Annotated in this window: 13 protein-coding genes, 1 tRNA gene and 1 pseudogene; 6 read left to right on the forward strand and 9 right to left on the reverse strand. The window is 33.6% G+C overall.

Annotated features, from left to right (window positions below):
* Positions 1-2 precede the first annotated feature (2 nt).
* Both BWZ41_RS07020 and BWZ41_RS07025 read right to left on the reverse strand, forming a co-directional pair.
* Positions 3-1,130, reverse strand: coding sequence for a SurA N-terminal domain-containing protein (locus tag BWZ41_RS07020; protein WP_143689898.1), 1,128 nt, complete (start codon positions 1,128-1,130; stop codon positions 3-5).
* A 118-nt stretch (positions 1,131-1,248) separates the two neighbouring features.
* Positions 1,249-1,339 (reverse strand) — tRNA-Ser (locus BWZ41_RS07025).
* A 73-nt stretch (positions 1,340-1,412) separates the two neighbouring features.
* Here BWZ41_RS07025 and BWZ41_RS07705 point away from each other — a divergent pair.
* The gene (locus BWZ41_RS07705) at positions 1,413-1,601 is read left to right on the forward strand and encodes a hypothetical protein (RefSeq protein WP_143689899.1); all 189 of its coding nucleotides are present in this window, start codon (positions 1,413-1,415) and stop codon (positions 1,599-1,601) included.
* Between the two features lie 77 nt (positions 1,602-1,678).
* Here BWZ41_RS07705 and ppa read toward each other — a convergent pair whose 3' ends face one another.
* From ppa to BWZ41_RS07055, 5 genes are all read right to left on the reverse strand, one after another.
* Complete coding sequence (gene ppa, locus BWZ41_RS07035) at positions 1,679-2,185, reverse strand: inorganic diphosphatase (RefSeq protein WP_127463874.1); 507 nt, start codon at positions 2,183-2,185, stop codon at positions 1,679-1,681.
* Between the two features lie 80 nt (positions 2,186-2,265).
* Positions 2,266-3,456 (reverse strand): WD1261 family protein, encoded by a 1,191-nt coding sequence (locus BWZ41_RS07040; RefSeq protein WP_143689900.1) that lies wholly within the window; start codon positions 3,454-3,456, stop codon positions 2,266-2,268.
* A 107-nt stretch (positions 3,457-3,563) separates the two neighbouring features.
* Positions 3,564-4,676, reverse strand: a complete 1,113-nt coding sequence (gene mnmA, locus BWZ41_RS07045) for a tRNA 2-thiouridine(34) synthase MnmA (protein WP_143689901.1) — start codon at positions 4,674-4,676, stop codon at positions 3,564-3,566.
* Positions 4,677-4,896: 220 nt separating this feature from the next.
* Positions 4,897-5,964 carry a rod shape-determining protein gene (locus BWZ41_RS07050; protein ID WP_007302210.1) on the reverse strand — a complete coding sequence of 356 codons (1,068 nt, stop codon included), beginning with the start codon at positions 5,962-5,964 and terminating at the stop codon, positions 4,897-4,899.
* A gap of 20 nt (positions 5,965-5,984) precedes the next feature.
* Positions 5,985-7,403 (reverse strand): gluzincin family metallopeptidase, encoded by a 1,419-nt coding sequence (locus BWZ41_RS07055; RefSeq protein WP_143689958.1) that lies wholly within the window; start codon positions 7,401-7,403, stop codon positions 5,985-5,987.
* Positions 7,404-7,675: 272 nt separating this feature from the next.
* Between BWZ41_RS07055 and BWZ41_RS07060 the strand changes: the two genes are divergently transcribed.
* The 5 genes and pseudogenes from BWZ41_RS07060 to BWZ41_RS07085 all read left to right on the forward strand — a co-directional run bounded on the left by BWZ41_RS07060 (position 7,676) and on the right by BWZ41_RS07085 (position 12,981).
* Complete coding sequence (locus BWZ41_RS07060) at positions 7,676-8,155, forward strand: OmpA family protein (protein ID WP_143689902.1); 480 nt, start codon at positions 7,676-7,678, stop codon at positions 8,153-8,155.
* A gap of 135 nt (positions 8,156-8,290) precedes the next feature.
* A complete protein-coding gene (tilS, locus tag BWZ41_RS07065) occupies positions 8,291-9,583 on the forward strand; it encodes a tRNA lysidine(34) synthetase TilS (protein ID WP_143689903.1) in 1,293 nt (430 codons plus the stop codon).
* Between the two features lie 12 nt (positions 9,584-9,595).
* Positions 9,596-11,425 carry an ATP-dependent zinc metalloprotease FtsH gene (ftsH, locus tag BWZ41_RS07070; RefSeq protein ID WP_143689904.1) on the forward strand — a complete coding sequence of 610 codons (1,830 nt, stop codon included), beginning with the start codon at positions 9,596-9,598 and terminating at the stop codon, positions 11,423-11,425.
* Positions 11,426-11,650: 225 nt separating this feature from the next.
* Positions 11,651-12,175, forward strand: a pseudogene (locus BWZ41_RS07075) (transposase family protein); the annotation flags it as partial.
* A 530-nt stretch (positions 12,176-12,705) separates the two neighbouring features.
* Complete coding sequence (locus BWZ41_RS07085; protein WP_143689905.1) at positions 12,706-12,981, forward strand: transposase; 276 nt, start codon at positions 12,706-12,708, stop codon at positions 12,979-12,981.
* An 85-nt stretch (positions 12,982-13,066) separates the two neighbouring features.
* Here BWZ41_RS07085 and pth read toward each other — a convergent pair whose 3' ends face one another.
* Both pth and BWZ41_RS07095 read right to left on the reverse strand, forming a co-directional pair.
* Complete coding sequence (gene pth / locus BWZ41_RS07090) at positions 13,067-13,621, reverse strand: aminoacyl-tRNA hydrolase (protein ID WP_143689906.1); 555 nt, start codon at positions 13,619-13,621, stop codon at positions 13,067-13,069.
* The gene (locus BWZ41_RS07095; RefSeq protein ID WP_143689907.1) at positions 13,621-14,223 is read right to left on the reverse strand and encodes a 50S ribosomal protein L25/general stress protein Ctc; all 603 of its coding nucleotides are present in this window, start codon (positions 14,221-14,223) and stop codon (positions 13,621-13,623) included. Before BWZ41_RS07095 ends, pth begins: the two co-directional genes overlap by 1 nt.
* Positions 14,224-14,259: the final 36 nt, after the last annotated feature.

Consider the following 14,259-nt stretch of genomic DNA (forward strand, 5'->3'; position numbering starts at 1 on the left):
CTTCAATTAAACTGATAACTAACAGCTGCATTTTTACGCATATTATCCAATAACAGGTTGCTTTGTATCATAATCTTTTGTTGATACATTTCCTGTTTGATTGCTTCTATATCCATTGCATTATTTTTGATATCACATAACATCATCAACTTTGCAGTGCTATTTTCTCTTAATTCTACTATTTCATTCATATTTGTTTTACTAAATAAAATCTGTAAATCAGGATTTAAATTTCGCATTTTTATTTCAAACTCTTTTACGCTTGGCAACTTGAAATCATCTGCTAACTTTTCAAAATTTAAACAACTGACCTTTTGCTCCTTAAAATTAGAGAGTAAACTTTCTGAACCTTCAACTACAACCTGTTTCAGTTTTAAAGTACTTTTCAGCAGTGTATGATCGAGCTGTACCTTATCTATGACTTTTATAACAGAGTAACCTTCGCTTAAACTAACCGGACCTGCTACATCACTGATTTCTAATCTTTCCAAAACGTCCTTGAGAGTACCTTTTAGCTGACTTAAATTAACTGTTGCTTTGCGCATCTTTATTGAAGATTCTGGATTATTACTGGTACGTAATTTTTTTACTAAGTCTTCAGCTATCTTCTGATCGGGAATTATGAACTCCTGAAACGTAATAAGGTAATCAGACTTCTCTTTTTGCTTTCTTGCATCATCCACTTCTTGATCGCTGATATTAATAAGCGGTACAACTCCTACTTCAATAATCTTGTTCCACAGTAGCTGACACTTTACTTGTTTTTTTAGGGTATTGAGATCTATATTATGCTTTTTTACGTATTGATCAACTTCATCAGCCTTAAGTTTTAAACTTTGAGTTAAGAATAACGTGACAGCATTATTTAACTCCTCGTTACTCAATTCTATATTCATCTTCTGTGCTTCGCTGACAATGATAATTTCGTCTATTAACTGTCTTAGAATTTGAGATTTTACCTCTTTTTGATTAATCTTCTGAGTGCCAAGCAATGAATTTATGAAGTTTATACGTCTTTCGATATCTAAATTTGAAATTGGCTCACCATTTACATCTGCAACAATTTCAATCTCAGTTGCAAGTAACCTAAGCGGCAGCATTATTAATATCAAAATTAGTATTTTATGCATATAAAATTATTTAGCTAATAACTAATTCTATAATAAATACTGAATAAACGCTAGCTAACTTTTTAATAATTTAAAAAGAGGGTAAAATTACTGTAATGAATACCTAAACAATAATATACGGAAGGAGAGGGATTCGAACCCTCGATACGACTTTTCAATCGTATAACGGTTTAGCAAACCGCCGCCTTCAGCCGCTCGGCCACCCTTCCAAATTATTACTATAATATCAAGACCTTTACTGCCTGTCTAATGCTTTTAATTGCAATATTTGTATCTGTTCAGATGCATGCAAATATTGAAACCTGTACTCCCTTTCTTGTCATCAGAGTAGCTGACACTGGGATCCAACTAAGTTACTTTACAACGTTTTTTGTGCGAAAGGACTGGATCCCAGTGTCAAGCACTGGGATGACACCATTTGTTGTAAACTCACTTTTACTCTATGGTTATACTACCTTACCGCTATCCTGAACGGATACCAATATTTACCCATTAAAAACAACAATATTTTTCCGAATAACTATAATTTAAGGCTAAATCAACGCAAACTAATTTCTACTTTTTTCAATGATTTTTTTTGCTTCTTCTACATCAGCCCATTCTCCAACTGTCACCGTTTTTCCCTTTTCTAAATCTTTATAATGAGAAAAGAAATGAGCTATTTTATCTAGTAAGCTTTTAGGTAGGTCAGAATAGTTGTTTATATTGTCATAATAGCTATCAACACTAGAGATAGGTACGGCTAATATTTTTTCATCCTCTCCTTTCTCGTCTTTGGTAAGTAATGCACCTACTGGACGCACTGATATCAAAACTCCAGACGCTAAAGGAAATTGAGTTAGCACCAAAACATCCGCAGGGTCACCATCACCTGCGCAGGTATTTGGTATAAACCCATAATTGCAAGGATAAGTCATTGAGGTAGACAAAAATCTGTCAACTTGTAACAACCCAAGCTCTTTATTAAATTCATACTTTACGGGTTCAGCATTTGCGCCTATTTCAATTACCACATTCACCGCATTTGGTCCCGCTGTTATTTTACTTAAATCCATGGATTACCTCGTTATTCAAGAGAAGATATTATATAGCATACGCTTTAAGAGTACTACATTTATCATTTATAAGTAGAGATTCATGAACGCCTGGACTGTGTAGGACCATTTGTAAGATCATTAATAATTGCACCATTGACTGCTGAATGTGGCGGTTCTTGAGGTGATTTTAGTAGTTGAAATAAAGCATATACTATTACGATAGTAAGTACTGCAGCAACTATGAAATTGATGAGATTATTTTGTGGCAAAATATTTGTTATTGAGTTGAATAACTTTTGCTCCATAAAGAAATAATCAGCAGTATATAATCCAACAGACAATATAAACATGCCTAAAGCTAATTTATAGGACGTGTTTTTACGATCTTTTTCTTTTTGTGGCACTAAGTAGTGTATATTCTCAGAGCTTGTTACTAATTGTTCAAATTCATCACTATTTTGGTTGTTTAACAATCGCTCTAGGGTGTTTTTTTTATTTATAGGATATATTAATCCATTCACTTTCGATTGTTTCTTCTCTTGCCAATCCACATTCTCATAGTCGACTGTATATTTATCTCTACTTGATAGCTCGATCTTGTGTAGTGAGTCAGCTAAGAGCATTATATAGCCCTCTATTAATGGATCTTCACATATCTCTAATACTTCTCTTTTTACTGTTTTGTTAGATGACGAAAGTTTTTTATAATGACTACCTAAAGAAAAGAACAATGCTATATCTTTATCTACTTTTATGTTGTGAATAGAATAATAGAAGTTAATAATGCATTTATTTAAGGTAAATTCTCTATCATATTCGTTTAATGCATTTTCTTCACTTAACAACCTTCTAACATCAATAAGCACCTTATTTTCAAAATCTTCTGCTGTTTTAAATATTGATTCTCTCTTTGGATTTGCCAAAACGTTAAGTAAATCTAATTTTCTTCCATCTACTATTTCGTGTATGTCTTTACCTAACTCAGACTCCTTAATAACTTTATATATTTCATCTATGATATCTTGAGTGCTCAGATTATTACTTCCGCTTAAAATTTTATAAGCTTGAGTATAAATTAAGAACAACCCTTGTAGACTAAATTGTAAGTTAAAATATTTATCTAATGATTCCTCTTTTTTTCTAACGAATGAAGACAAACCAATATGGTTTCTATGGTCTATTTCACCAGTTGAGTTAGCATGTTGAAAATTGCCTAAAAAAATAAACAAGGCCTCTAATAAATTGCCTTTACCAACAATTTTTATTAGTTCTTCAACTTCCTTAACCATTGCTAAAACCTATAATGTTCTACTTTATAGTATAAGGGATACATGGCAAAATAGCAATAAATATTATTGTACGTTTACACTCTGTATCAAAGAATTAAGCCCTTTAGTTAAGAGCATATCCATCCACCGCCAATTACTTGCTCATCTTTATACGCTACACAGGCTTGACCTGGACTGATGCCAAAGTAATCGTCGTTTAAAATTACACAGGCTTTGTTTTTTTCGTCAGTTGAATGTATTGTTGCTAAGCTTCCTGCATGTGATGACCTGAGCTTCACAGTGACTTCCATCCCTTCTTTTGGTTGCTCTAGCCAATTTAACTCTTTGACCAATATCCTTTTTTGCATTAGCGCATTGATCGGACCTACTATAACCTCATTATTTTCTGTATTAATTCTTACTACATAAAGAGGCTCACTGTGTGCAATGCAGAGGCCTTTTCTTTGCCCTACTGTAAAATTTACTATGCCACTGTGTTCACCTAACACTTTTCCATGAATATCTACTATTTTACCTTTCTGTACAGATTGTGGAGCTAATTTAGCTATTGTCTTAGTATAGCTTTGAGAAACAAAGCATATATCTTGACTGTCTGGCTTTTCAGAAATTTGTAAGCCAAAATACTTTGCTAATTTTCTTATATCACTTTTATAAAACCCACCTAGTGGAAATCGCAAAAGCTTTAACTGCTCCTCAGTTGTAGCAAACAAAAAATAACTTTGATCTTTACTTTTATCAATACTTCTGCACAACTTTACCTCACCATTTTCTTCTAATCTTCTTACGTAATGTCCTGTTACGAGCACATCCGCACCAAGATTTTTTGTGACTTGCAATAGATCACGGAATTTTACTGTTTGGTTACATCTTACACATGGTATGGGGGTTTCCCCACGCATGTAAGTATTCGCAAAATCTTCTATTACTTCCTTTTTAAATGTTTCTTCGTAATTTAAAATATAATGAGGAAAGCCAACACTTTCAGCTACGCGTTTGGCGTCATAAATATCTTGTCCAGCGCAGCATGCACCTTTTCTTGCATTAGCATTGCCATCAGTGCCATATAGCTGAAGAGTCACACCTATCACTTCGTACCCAAGATTATACAGCAGTGCTGCAGCAACGGAGCTATCAACTCCCCCGGACATTGCAACAATAGCCTTAGTTTGATGCGGAGCTTTATCTTTTAATAAAGGTTCAATTTCAAATTCTTTTAGCATATAATTTATAAACACAAACTTGGTGTCAAGCACTGGAATCCAGTTTCTATTACACAATTTCATCGAAACAGCATACTTATTTGTAGTCAAGTTCCAGTGTCAAGCGCTGGGATGACACCCCTTCCTGCTGCCTTTAAATTACTTGGTGCGTGACACTGGGATCTCATTTATATTACATAATTCCATCAAAACAATTCGATAAACTGCCTTCAAAAACAATTTAATCTTGCTTGAATAAAACATGGCCAAAATAGTCCATGTTTTCAAGTACTTTTCCGCTACCCAGGGCAACACAACAAAGTGGATCATCTGCAACACGAACTGGTAATTTTGTTGTTTCACTAATAACTTTACTCAAGTTGCGCAATAATCCACCTCCACCAGATAAAATTATTCCTCTATCAACTATATCAGAAGAAAGTTCAGGTGGAGTGCTCTCCAGTGCAGTTCTAATAGCAGAAATTATCTGATGTACAGGCTCTATTAGGCTCTCTGCAACTTGATATTCTGATAAAAGCATTTCTTTTGGCATACCACTCACTAAATCCCTGCCTTTAATTATCATTCCCTCTTTGTTGTTTTCAACTGGCAGACTGGCTGAACCGACGTTTTTCTTAATTTTTTCAGCAGTTGTTTCGCCAATCAATAACTTATGATTTTCACGAATGTATGACTTTATTGCCTCATCCATAATATCACCACCTACTCTGGCAGAACGTGAATAAACAATTCCACCTAAAGAAATAATTGCAACTTCAGTTGTACCGCCTCCTATATCAACGATCATAGAACCTTCAGGTTCAGTAACCGGGAGCCCAGCTCCGATTGCTGCAGCCATTGGTTCTTCAATCAAAAATACTTCATTTGCACCAGCACTTTCTGCTGCATCTTGTATAGCACGCCTTTCAACTGGGGTAGATCCAGATGGAACACATATGATAATACTAGGTTTATTAACAGTGAATCTTGTGTTTGCGCTGCGTATGAAATATTTTAACATTTCTTCCGCGCTTTTAAAGTCAGCAATAACTCCGTCTTTCAAGGGCCTTATCGCTTCTATTTCTCCAGGTGTTTTTCCGAGCATCATCTTAGCTTTTTTGCCAAAAGCATAAGGAACGTAACTTCCTTTTTCTTTTACTCTTGCTACAACTGAGGGTTCATCAAGCACTATCCCCTGACTTTTCTGATAAACTAAAGTATTTGCAGTACCAAGATCTATAGCAATATCGCTAGCAAATAAACCTTTGAAAGTAAAAAAATTTCTGATTAAATTCTGAACAAAACTCATACACAACTCAAGAAAAACATTTATTGAGACAAATTATACTTTTCAGATAAGTAATTAGTGTAGCACTCAATATCTAAATCCCTACCTGTTACCTTTTTTAGCTGTTCCAAAAAGCCATACTTTGCACTATATACATTTTTAGAGAACCAATTGATAAGTAAACTGAAATCTCCTTTTACTATAGAATCTAAAAATTCGTAATGATTTTTCTTAATGAAAGAAAAAAACTGCACAGCAGCGATTAACGCTATGACTTTTATAGGAAAGTAGCCTATAACACCACTTATCCAATACTCATCTTGAAAATAAGTGTCTAGCTCATTTTTAGCTTTTATTGAAATCTTGTAATGCTTCATACCTTCCAACCATTTATCGTGTAGATCTTTAACTTCTAACGTACCATTTATTAAATCTTGTTCTAATTTAGTTCTTAGCATAATGTGAGCCAACAAACTAAATTCATCTGCATTCTTCAAAAAAGATGAAAGGTTTACTTTATTGAAAATCAAATACAAATTTTCAACGCTACTATTAATTTTGCCTTTTGTAGAAAGTTTCTCCTTTATGTGTGGTTGAATGAACTCAATAAATTCTCTGGATGTTCCAATGATCCTTGCCATGAATAATCCTTGAGTTTCATACATAATATGTTTAGTAATTGAGCTCTTTATAGAATTTTGCGCTAAACATTTTTGATGAATTGCATGACCAGTATGCCGTAAAAGTAAAAATAAACCATAACAAAGGTCAGATTCATCTGAATCGATAGGATCGTAATAAGAAATGGAAATCTCATTTGGTGTAACACTCATTTGCTGTAAGAATAAGGAACTAAGTTCAATCTGTCTCTGAACCGTAACTTTTTGTATATTAGTAACCTTATCCTTCTTCTGCTTTTGAATTACTTTCTCTACATTTTCACTAAAAAATTTGCCTAATTTAGGAAATATTTCGTTTATATTCTTTTCTGTGATGTTAGAGTCATAATCAGCAAGCAGTGAGTCATATTTTGAGCACTTTAATTGCTGCGATTTTATAGAAGCTACTTCACGAGCAAGTTTGATTAGATCAGCAAAGCGTTCTTTCAGCTTTTCTAAATTACTGATTTCAGAATTAGCTAGCTTCCGTAAGTTTTGGCATTCAATCTTAGCTTTGAGCAAAGATTTTACTAAATCAACAGGAATAGCACTATTGCTTTTATGTATTTTCTCTATTAACTTTAGCTGCTGAGTGTTCGCACTCTTCTTGTTGCTAAGAGCATTTGCTAATGATTCTTTTATTGCATTATGAGAGATAATTTCATGTTTGATTTCCCTTAGAAGACACATTTGTTCAACTTTGTCCTCTACATTCAATTGGCTTTTACTTACTAGTTCTAGTATGTTTTCGATATTCCTTACCTTATCTAATACTTCCTCTAAAAACTTATAAGATTCCATTTTTATCATTGCTTTGAAACATCTGCTTAATATCGTAATAGATTAATAATAAAGTTAAAAGTATATTTGCTTAAAGTACAATAAAAAATTGTATTTTATTGTTTTATTGTACCTCATTGCTAAGAACTGAGCATCTTATCAGAAAGTTAATTGTAAGATTGTAAAAAAAACATTTAGTATTTTATTTTCCTTGACTCTATTCTAGTATAGAGGAATTATTAGTACTAGAATTAAAATTACACACTGTATTTTAAATTTATGGAGGTTTAGTAATGTGGAGTAGACTGATTATAATGTGTTGTTTTTGTTTGCTTCTTACTGGTGTAAGTTCTTGCCCTAAAAAAGGAGTAAATACGACAAATAAAATGAATGCTGTTGTTAAGCAGATAGGTGATAAAAGAGTTTTCTTTGGTTATGATGAATCTAGTATCGGTGAAGTGAGTGCAGATGTATTACTTGACGTGATGGAAGTGTTACAAAATAATCCTGACGCAAAGGTTACTTTAACTGGTCATACTGATAATCGTGGTTCTCATGAATATAATCTTGCATTAGGTGCTAGAAGAGCAGATGCAGGTAAAAAGTTTATGGTCAGCTGTACGCCTTATCTAGAAAATAGAATCAAAACTGCTTCTAAAGGTGAAACTGAGCCTTTGGTTGACGTAAAAGATGATTCTAAAAATTCTAAGTACGAAAAAGACCATGCTAAAAATCGTAGAGTGGAATTTTCATTTTCTGGGATAAAGAAGTAGTTTCTTGCATTAAAACCTGGGTCCCAGTGTCAAGCACTGGGATGACAAGAGAGAGCAATTCTGGCTTGTTAGCGGCGATATACCACAAATAAGTCGCTGTATGACGTAGAGACTATCTGGCGATCAAGAAACATAATGAAATTAGAGTTATTATTTCAAAATATAGCTAATAGCTTTGCTTTCCATAATCAAATCGCAGTTGCAGTATCAGGTGGTGTAGATAGTATAGTCTTACTGCACTTAATGACTAACTTGGCAAAAAAAAACAAGCTTTCACTTCCTATAGCATTAACAGTAAATCATGGGTTACGTTCAGAGTCTCAAAAAGAAGCTGATTTTGCTGTAAGCTATGCAAAAGAACTTGGGGCAAAGGAATCGTTCATGTTAAATTGGGAGAAGAAAAATATTAAAGGCAATATTCAGTTGCAGGCACGAAAAGCACGGTATAACTTATTAACAAAATGGTGTAAAAATAATAATGTTAAATATTTATTTGTTGCTCACCACAAAAATGATCAAGCAGAAACGTTCTTGTTGAGATTAGAGCGGGGTAGTGGAGTAGATGGATTATCATCAATGGATTACAAATCTTTCTTAAATGGTGTTTATATATTTAGGCCGTTGTTAAATTTTAGTCGTAGTGAAATAGAAAGGTATGCTAAGCTTCATCAGTTAAGATGGATCGAAGATAGAAGCAATTATGACTTAAAATACAGGCGAACTCTATACCGTAACTTGCTTAAAGCAAGTGATAATCAAGATGTTCTAACAGAGCGAATATGCCTTACAGCACTTCATATGAAAAGAGCCGCAAAAGCGTTAATGCATTACACACGCCTTGCATTTGATGATTGTGTTAATGTTCATGATTTTGGTTATATTGAAATTAAACTAAGTGAATTTTATCAATTGCCAGAGGAAATAGCCTTGAGGCTTCTTCTTTACTCTATAATGGCAATTGCCAGCAAACATTATAAACTAAGGTACAACAGCCTTATCGTAATATTTAATAAAATATTGCAAAAGGGTAGTAATGTTAACTGTACACTTTCTGGGTGCAAAATAAGAAAATATGGAGAAAATATCTTAATAATTAGAGAATCGTCAAAGATACAAGAAATTACTGTAAATTTGCCTATGTGCGAACCCATTACATGGGACAATAGATTTGGCTGTACAATACTTAGCAATCAGAAGTGTTCAGTAACTATTGCTCCGCTAAAGAAAACACAAAAAATTCCTGAATTTCTAAAAGATTACAACTGCTGCCCTGAAGTTTTTTACTCTTTACCTGTAGTCCTAAAAGATGGAAAGATGTTTGCTTATCCTGATATAAATTATAACGGAAAAAATACCGATGATGATAAGGTTCGATTCATTATTAATAGCACGATAAAACAAAATTTGGTAAGCTTGATTAGTATTTAATTAGAAATGTAAATGAAAAAATTTTTAGAAGGCTTATTGATCTGGTTAGTGATTATTGTTCTTACTTCAGTTGCTTATATTCAATTTAGCGGAAGTATAGGTAAGAGTAAAACAACCATACCTTTTTCAGAATTTTTAACTAGACTAGAAGATAATGATATAGAAAATATTACAATAAGAAACCAAAGCATCGAAGGGAAGTTTAGGGATGGGTCAGCCTTTAACTCAAGTGGTGTTATATATAGTGACTTAATAAAAAGTTTGCATGATAGGAAAGTGAAGTTCTCCTTTTCAATTGGAGACTCTGCAATAGGTATAATTGGTGGATTACTTATTCAATGGGTTCCGACGCTTATCTTTATCGGTTTATTGCTTTTCCTTTTTAAACAAATGCAAGCAGGAGGTAATAGAACTATAAGCTTTGGCAAATCAAAAGCTAGGCTTATGACTACTGGAAAAAAAGTGACATTTGATGATGTTGCTGGGATTGATGAAGCAAAAGAAGAATTGGTTGAAATTGTTGATTTTCTTAAACAAAGGCAAAAATTTCAAGTGTTAGGTGGGAAGATACCAAAAGGATGTCTTTTAATTGGTTCCCCTGGAACTGGTAAAACTCTACTTGCTCGTGCAATTGCAGGTGAAGCTAATGTACCTTTTTTTAGTATTTCTGGATCTGATTTCGTTGAAATGTTTGTCGGTGTTGGTGCAAGCCGTGTCCGGGATATGTTTGATCAAGGCAAGAAAAATGCTCCTTGTATAATTTTCATAGATGAAATAGATGCGGTGGGTAGGCATCGCGGCATCGGTCTTGGTGGCGGTAACGACGAAAGGGAACAAACATTAAACCAGTTACTGGTTGAGATGGATGGTTTCGAGTCTAATGAAGGTGTGATAATAGTTGCTGCAACTAACCGTCCAGACGTCCTAGATCCAGCACTACTTAGACCTGGTCGTTTTGACCGACAGATTACTATTTCTTTACCTGATATAAATGGGCGTGAGAGAATATTAAATACGCATATAAAGAAAATATCGATAGCACCAGATGTAAACGTAAAAACAGTTGCTAGGGGAACGCCAGGTTTTTCAGGGGCTGATCTAGCAAATTTAGTGAATGAGTCTGCGCTTATTGCTGCAAGAAGAAATAAGAAAATTGTTACCATGGATGATTTTGAGTATGCACGTGATAAAGTGATGATGGGCATGGAAAGAAGGTCCTTAGTCATTACAGAAGAAGAAAAAAAGCTTACTGCTTACCATGAAGCTGGTCATGCAGTAGTTGCAGTTAATATGCCTGCTTCTGATCCTATACACAAAGCAACAATTATTCCACGTGGTAGAGCACTTGGTTTAGTTATGAGACTACCAGAAACAGATAGAGTGTCCCTCACAAGAGAAAAGATGCTAGCAGATATAACTGTTGCAATGGGTGGACGTGTGGCAGAAGAGCTAATTTTTGGCTATGATAAAGTCACAAGCGGCGCATCTTCAGATATAAAACTAGCATCAGATTTATCACGTGCTATGGTGACAAAATGGGGAATGAGCGACAAAATAGGGCCAATATATCACAATCGTGAACAAATCACACATGATTCTGAGACAATTTCTGAAGATACGTTAAGACTTATAGATGAGGAAATAAAGAAAGTTGTATTTTCTTGCTATGAAAAAGCAAAAGATATTTTAACCAAGCGTAGGAAAGACTTGGAGCTCATTGCTGAAAATCTACTGGAGTTTGAAACTTTAACAGGAGATGAAATAAAAGACATATTAAGTGGAAAAAAAATTGTTAGAAATGAAAATGAAGGTAAAGAAGAGATAAGAAGATCCTCTCTCTAATTAGATCTGACTTTGATTTAACTGCTAAAATAAAAATCTTTAACCAGAATCTAAACTACAAAGCTATAATTAAACCTCTGCATTTTACCAATGAACTTCCTTGAACATTTCTCCAATTTTTTTCTAAATAACTCTTTACCTATTTAAATAAGTATGTTCAGTATTAGAGCTTTCCAGACCGCTACTAGGAAAAAGCTTGACCTTTAAACATCTCTATTAGCTTTAATAAAAAAGGATAGAACTATGACGCCAGAAAGAATTTTGAAAATATTAGCAGATGTTACAGAACAACCAATACAACGATCAAAAGATAGGAAGAAAAGAAAATTGTCTTATTCCGGAAAGAAAAGAGTAAATACAATAAAAACAGAAATTGTTATAAAAGAAGATGGGCAAATTCTATCAGTGTCAAAGTCACACAGAGGTCGAATTCATGATTTTAAGATACGAAAACAGGAAAAAATGTTGTCAAAAGAGAATATCAAGTATGTTGATTATGGGTATCAGGGGTGGAAAAAATTGCAGAGTAACGTTGTAATTCCATATAAAAGGTATCGAAAAAAATCGCTGACCGATGATCAAAAAGAGCACAATCGAAAGCTGACATCATTTAGAATGAGAGTGGAGCATAAAATTCATGAAATTAAGGTTTTTAAAATCATGTCACATACCTATCGCAATTTTCAGAAGAAATACAACATGAGATTTAACATAATTGCTGATCTGGTAAATCTCAAACACGAGTTTTAATTGATCCTGCTATTGACCTAACTCACGCTGAATTTAGTTCCATACTGTTTCCCAGTAGGTCTTGTGGAAGAAGTAAGCAAGATGTTAAAAATTGATAGAAAACTATATACTAGTGGAGGAAAAGAAGAGAAGAAAGAGGAAGTATAAAACCGTCTTCAGACTATCAAAAGGGACATAGTCATAAAATTAAAGACTTAGATAGCTTTGTCAAATTTCTGAATGAAAACCGAGATATTACGGTTGAAAAAATAATTGAAAAATTTGGCAACATGTGCAAAGATACAGTCTACAATTATCTTAAAAAAGTAAGCTATACATATAAAAAAAACTTTTCTTTATCAGGAAAGGAATGAAGAGAAACCCAAGGAGTTCATAAAAAAATAGAAGGAATAGAAAAAGAAAACTTGATATTCATAGATGAGTATGGAGTAGAAGATAACAGATTTTATGAATATGGGTGGTCTCAAAAAGGTAAGAGGTTATTTGTCCAGGGTTTAAAAGAAAGAGGGTAAGAATAATTGGAGCACTAAATGAAGGAAAAGTTAAAGCTTCCTGAAGGCTACTGCAACAGCGAGATTTTTGATGCTTATGTAGAAAATATACTTGTTCCTATATTAAAACCTGGACAGACTATTGTTCTCGATAAAGCAAGCTTTCATAAATCTGCAAGGACGAAAAATTTGATAGAAAATATTGGGTGTAAAATTTTGTTCTTGCCTCCATACTCGCCAGATTTAAATCCGATTGAGAAGTTCTGGTTTGCCATTAAGCATGTCATAAGAAAAGTGCTGCCAAGCCAATATTAATTCGGCTATTGATTTTGTCTTTCAGTGTTTGGGCAAATCTTACTTCGGTTAGCTATAGATGCTTGTATTGGGCAGTATTCGCTTGCTATACACTTCCAACTGAGCTTATAAAAGCTGTGTTATCTCCTTGTAGCATCAGGTGTATATTTTTTGCTATCTTTTCCACTAAGAGGATAACATTATCAAAATTTGAAAATTTTGATAATACATAGTCTGCTAAGCTTTTCTGATCTTCAGGCCTACCTACTCCAAATCTCAAACGCCAATAATCATTACCAATAAGGCTATCTATAGACTTAAGTCCATTATGTCCGGCTGAGCTACCGCCCTTTTTTACTTTTATTCTTCCAAATTTCAAGTCAGCATCATCATGTAAGACAATAATATTATCTAGCGATAATTTGTAAAAATTTTTTATTTTTGCAATAGGAATACCTGAATTATTCATAAACGAATAAGGTTTTATCAATATGACTTTATTATTATTAATCATGCTGGAGGTTATCAAGTAATCGGCTTTCTTAGAAAATGACTGAAAATTCCAATACTTGCAAATTGCATCAATAACTATGAAGCCAATATTATGGTGAGTTAATTCATATTTACTACCAGGATTACCAAGCCCAGCTATTAAATGCACTACTCCTCTGTTTTTGTTTGAGGCTCTTCAACATCACTATCAGCAGCAGAGATTGTTACAATGGTTTCCTCATGAGCTACAAATTTAACACCTTCTGGCAATTTTACATCATTGATATGTATAGACTGACCAATCATTTTGCCAGACAAATCAATTTCTATGACTTGAGGTATTTTCTCAGGAGAGCATTTGACAGTAATAGAACGACACAAAACATTAAGCACTCCACCTAATTTGATTCCTGGTGATTTACTTTCATTGATGAATGATAAAGGTATATCTATTTTAATTTCACTACCTTTATCAACAAACTGAAAATCAACATGTTGCACAGTGTCTTTTACTACATGCCATTGAATATCACGAACAAGAGCATATTCTTTTTTCTCTGAAATATTCAATTCTATTAAATGTGCAGAAAGAGCACCTGATTTATATTGCTTAGTAAATTCCTTTGCAGATAGTGTCAAATTTACGTTATCATGCCCTTTACCATATATAACTGCAGGTATACTTCCCTTTTCCCTAAGAGCCTGTATCTCTTTCTTTTTTTTTACATCACGTAATTCTGCATTAATTGTTACCATGTCTTGCTGTGCCATCGATTACTCCTATTCAGCTAATCCTTTTAATGTAAA

The organism is Wolbachia endosymbiont of Nilaparvata lugens (assembly GCF_007115045.1).
Taxonomy (GTDB): Bacteria; Pseudomonadota; Alphaproteobacteria; order Rickettsiales; family Anaplasmataceae; genus Wolbachia.

Bases quoted from the DNA above. Each gene is read 5' to 3' on its own strand.
- BWZ41_RS07040 (WP_143689900.1), bottom strand. From the start codon at position 3,456: ATGGTTAAGGAAGTTGAAGAACTAATAAAAATTGTTGGTAAAGGCAAT.
- BWZ41_RS07705 (WP_143689899.1), top strand. From the start codon at position 1,413: ATGCATGCAAATATTGAAACCTGTACTCCCTTTCTTGTCATCAGAGTA.
- BWZ41_RS07085 (WP_143689905.1), top strand. From the start codon at position 12,706: ATGAAGGAAAAGTTAAAGCTTCCTGAAGGCTACTGCAACAGCGAGATT.
- BWZ41_RS07020 (WP_143689898.1), bottom strand. From the start codon at position 1,130: ATGCATAAAATACTAATTTTGATATTAATAATGCTGCCGCTTAGGTTA.
- tilS (WP_143689903.1), top strand. From the start codon at position 8,291: ATGAAATTAGAGTTATTATTTCAAAATATAGCTAATAGCTTTGCTTTC.
- ftsH (WP_143689904.1), top strand. From the start codon at position 9,596: ATGAAAAAATTTTTAGAAGGCTTATTGATCTGGTTAGTGATTATTGTT.
- BWZ41_RS07095 (WP_143689907.1), bottom strand. From the start codon at position 14,223: ATGGCACAGCAAGACATGGTAACAATTAATGCAGAATTACGTGATGTA.
- ppa (WP_127463874.1), bottom strand. From the start codon at position 2,185: ATGGATTTAAGTAAAATAACAGCGGGACCAAATGCGGTGAATGTGGTA.
- mnmA (WP_143689901.1), bottom strand. From the start codon at position 4,676: ATGCTAAAAGAATTTGAAATTGAACCTTTATTAAAAGATAAAGCTCCG.
- BWZ41_RS07055 (WP_143689958.1), bottom strand. From the start codon at position 7,403: ATGGAATCTTATAAGTTTTTAGAGGAAGTATTAGATAAGGTAAGGAAT.
- BWZ41_RS07060 (WP_143689902.1), top strand. From the start codon at position 7,676: ATGTGGAGTAGACTGATTATAATGTGTTGTTTTTGTTTGCTTCTTACT.
- BWZ41_RS07050 (WP_007302210.1), bottom strand. From the start codon at position 5,964: ATGAGTTTTGTTCAGAATTTAATCAGAAATTTTTTTACTTTCAAAGGT.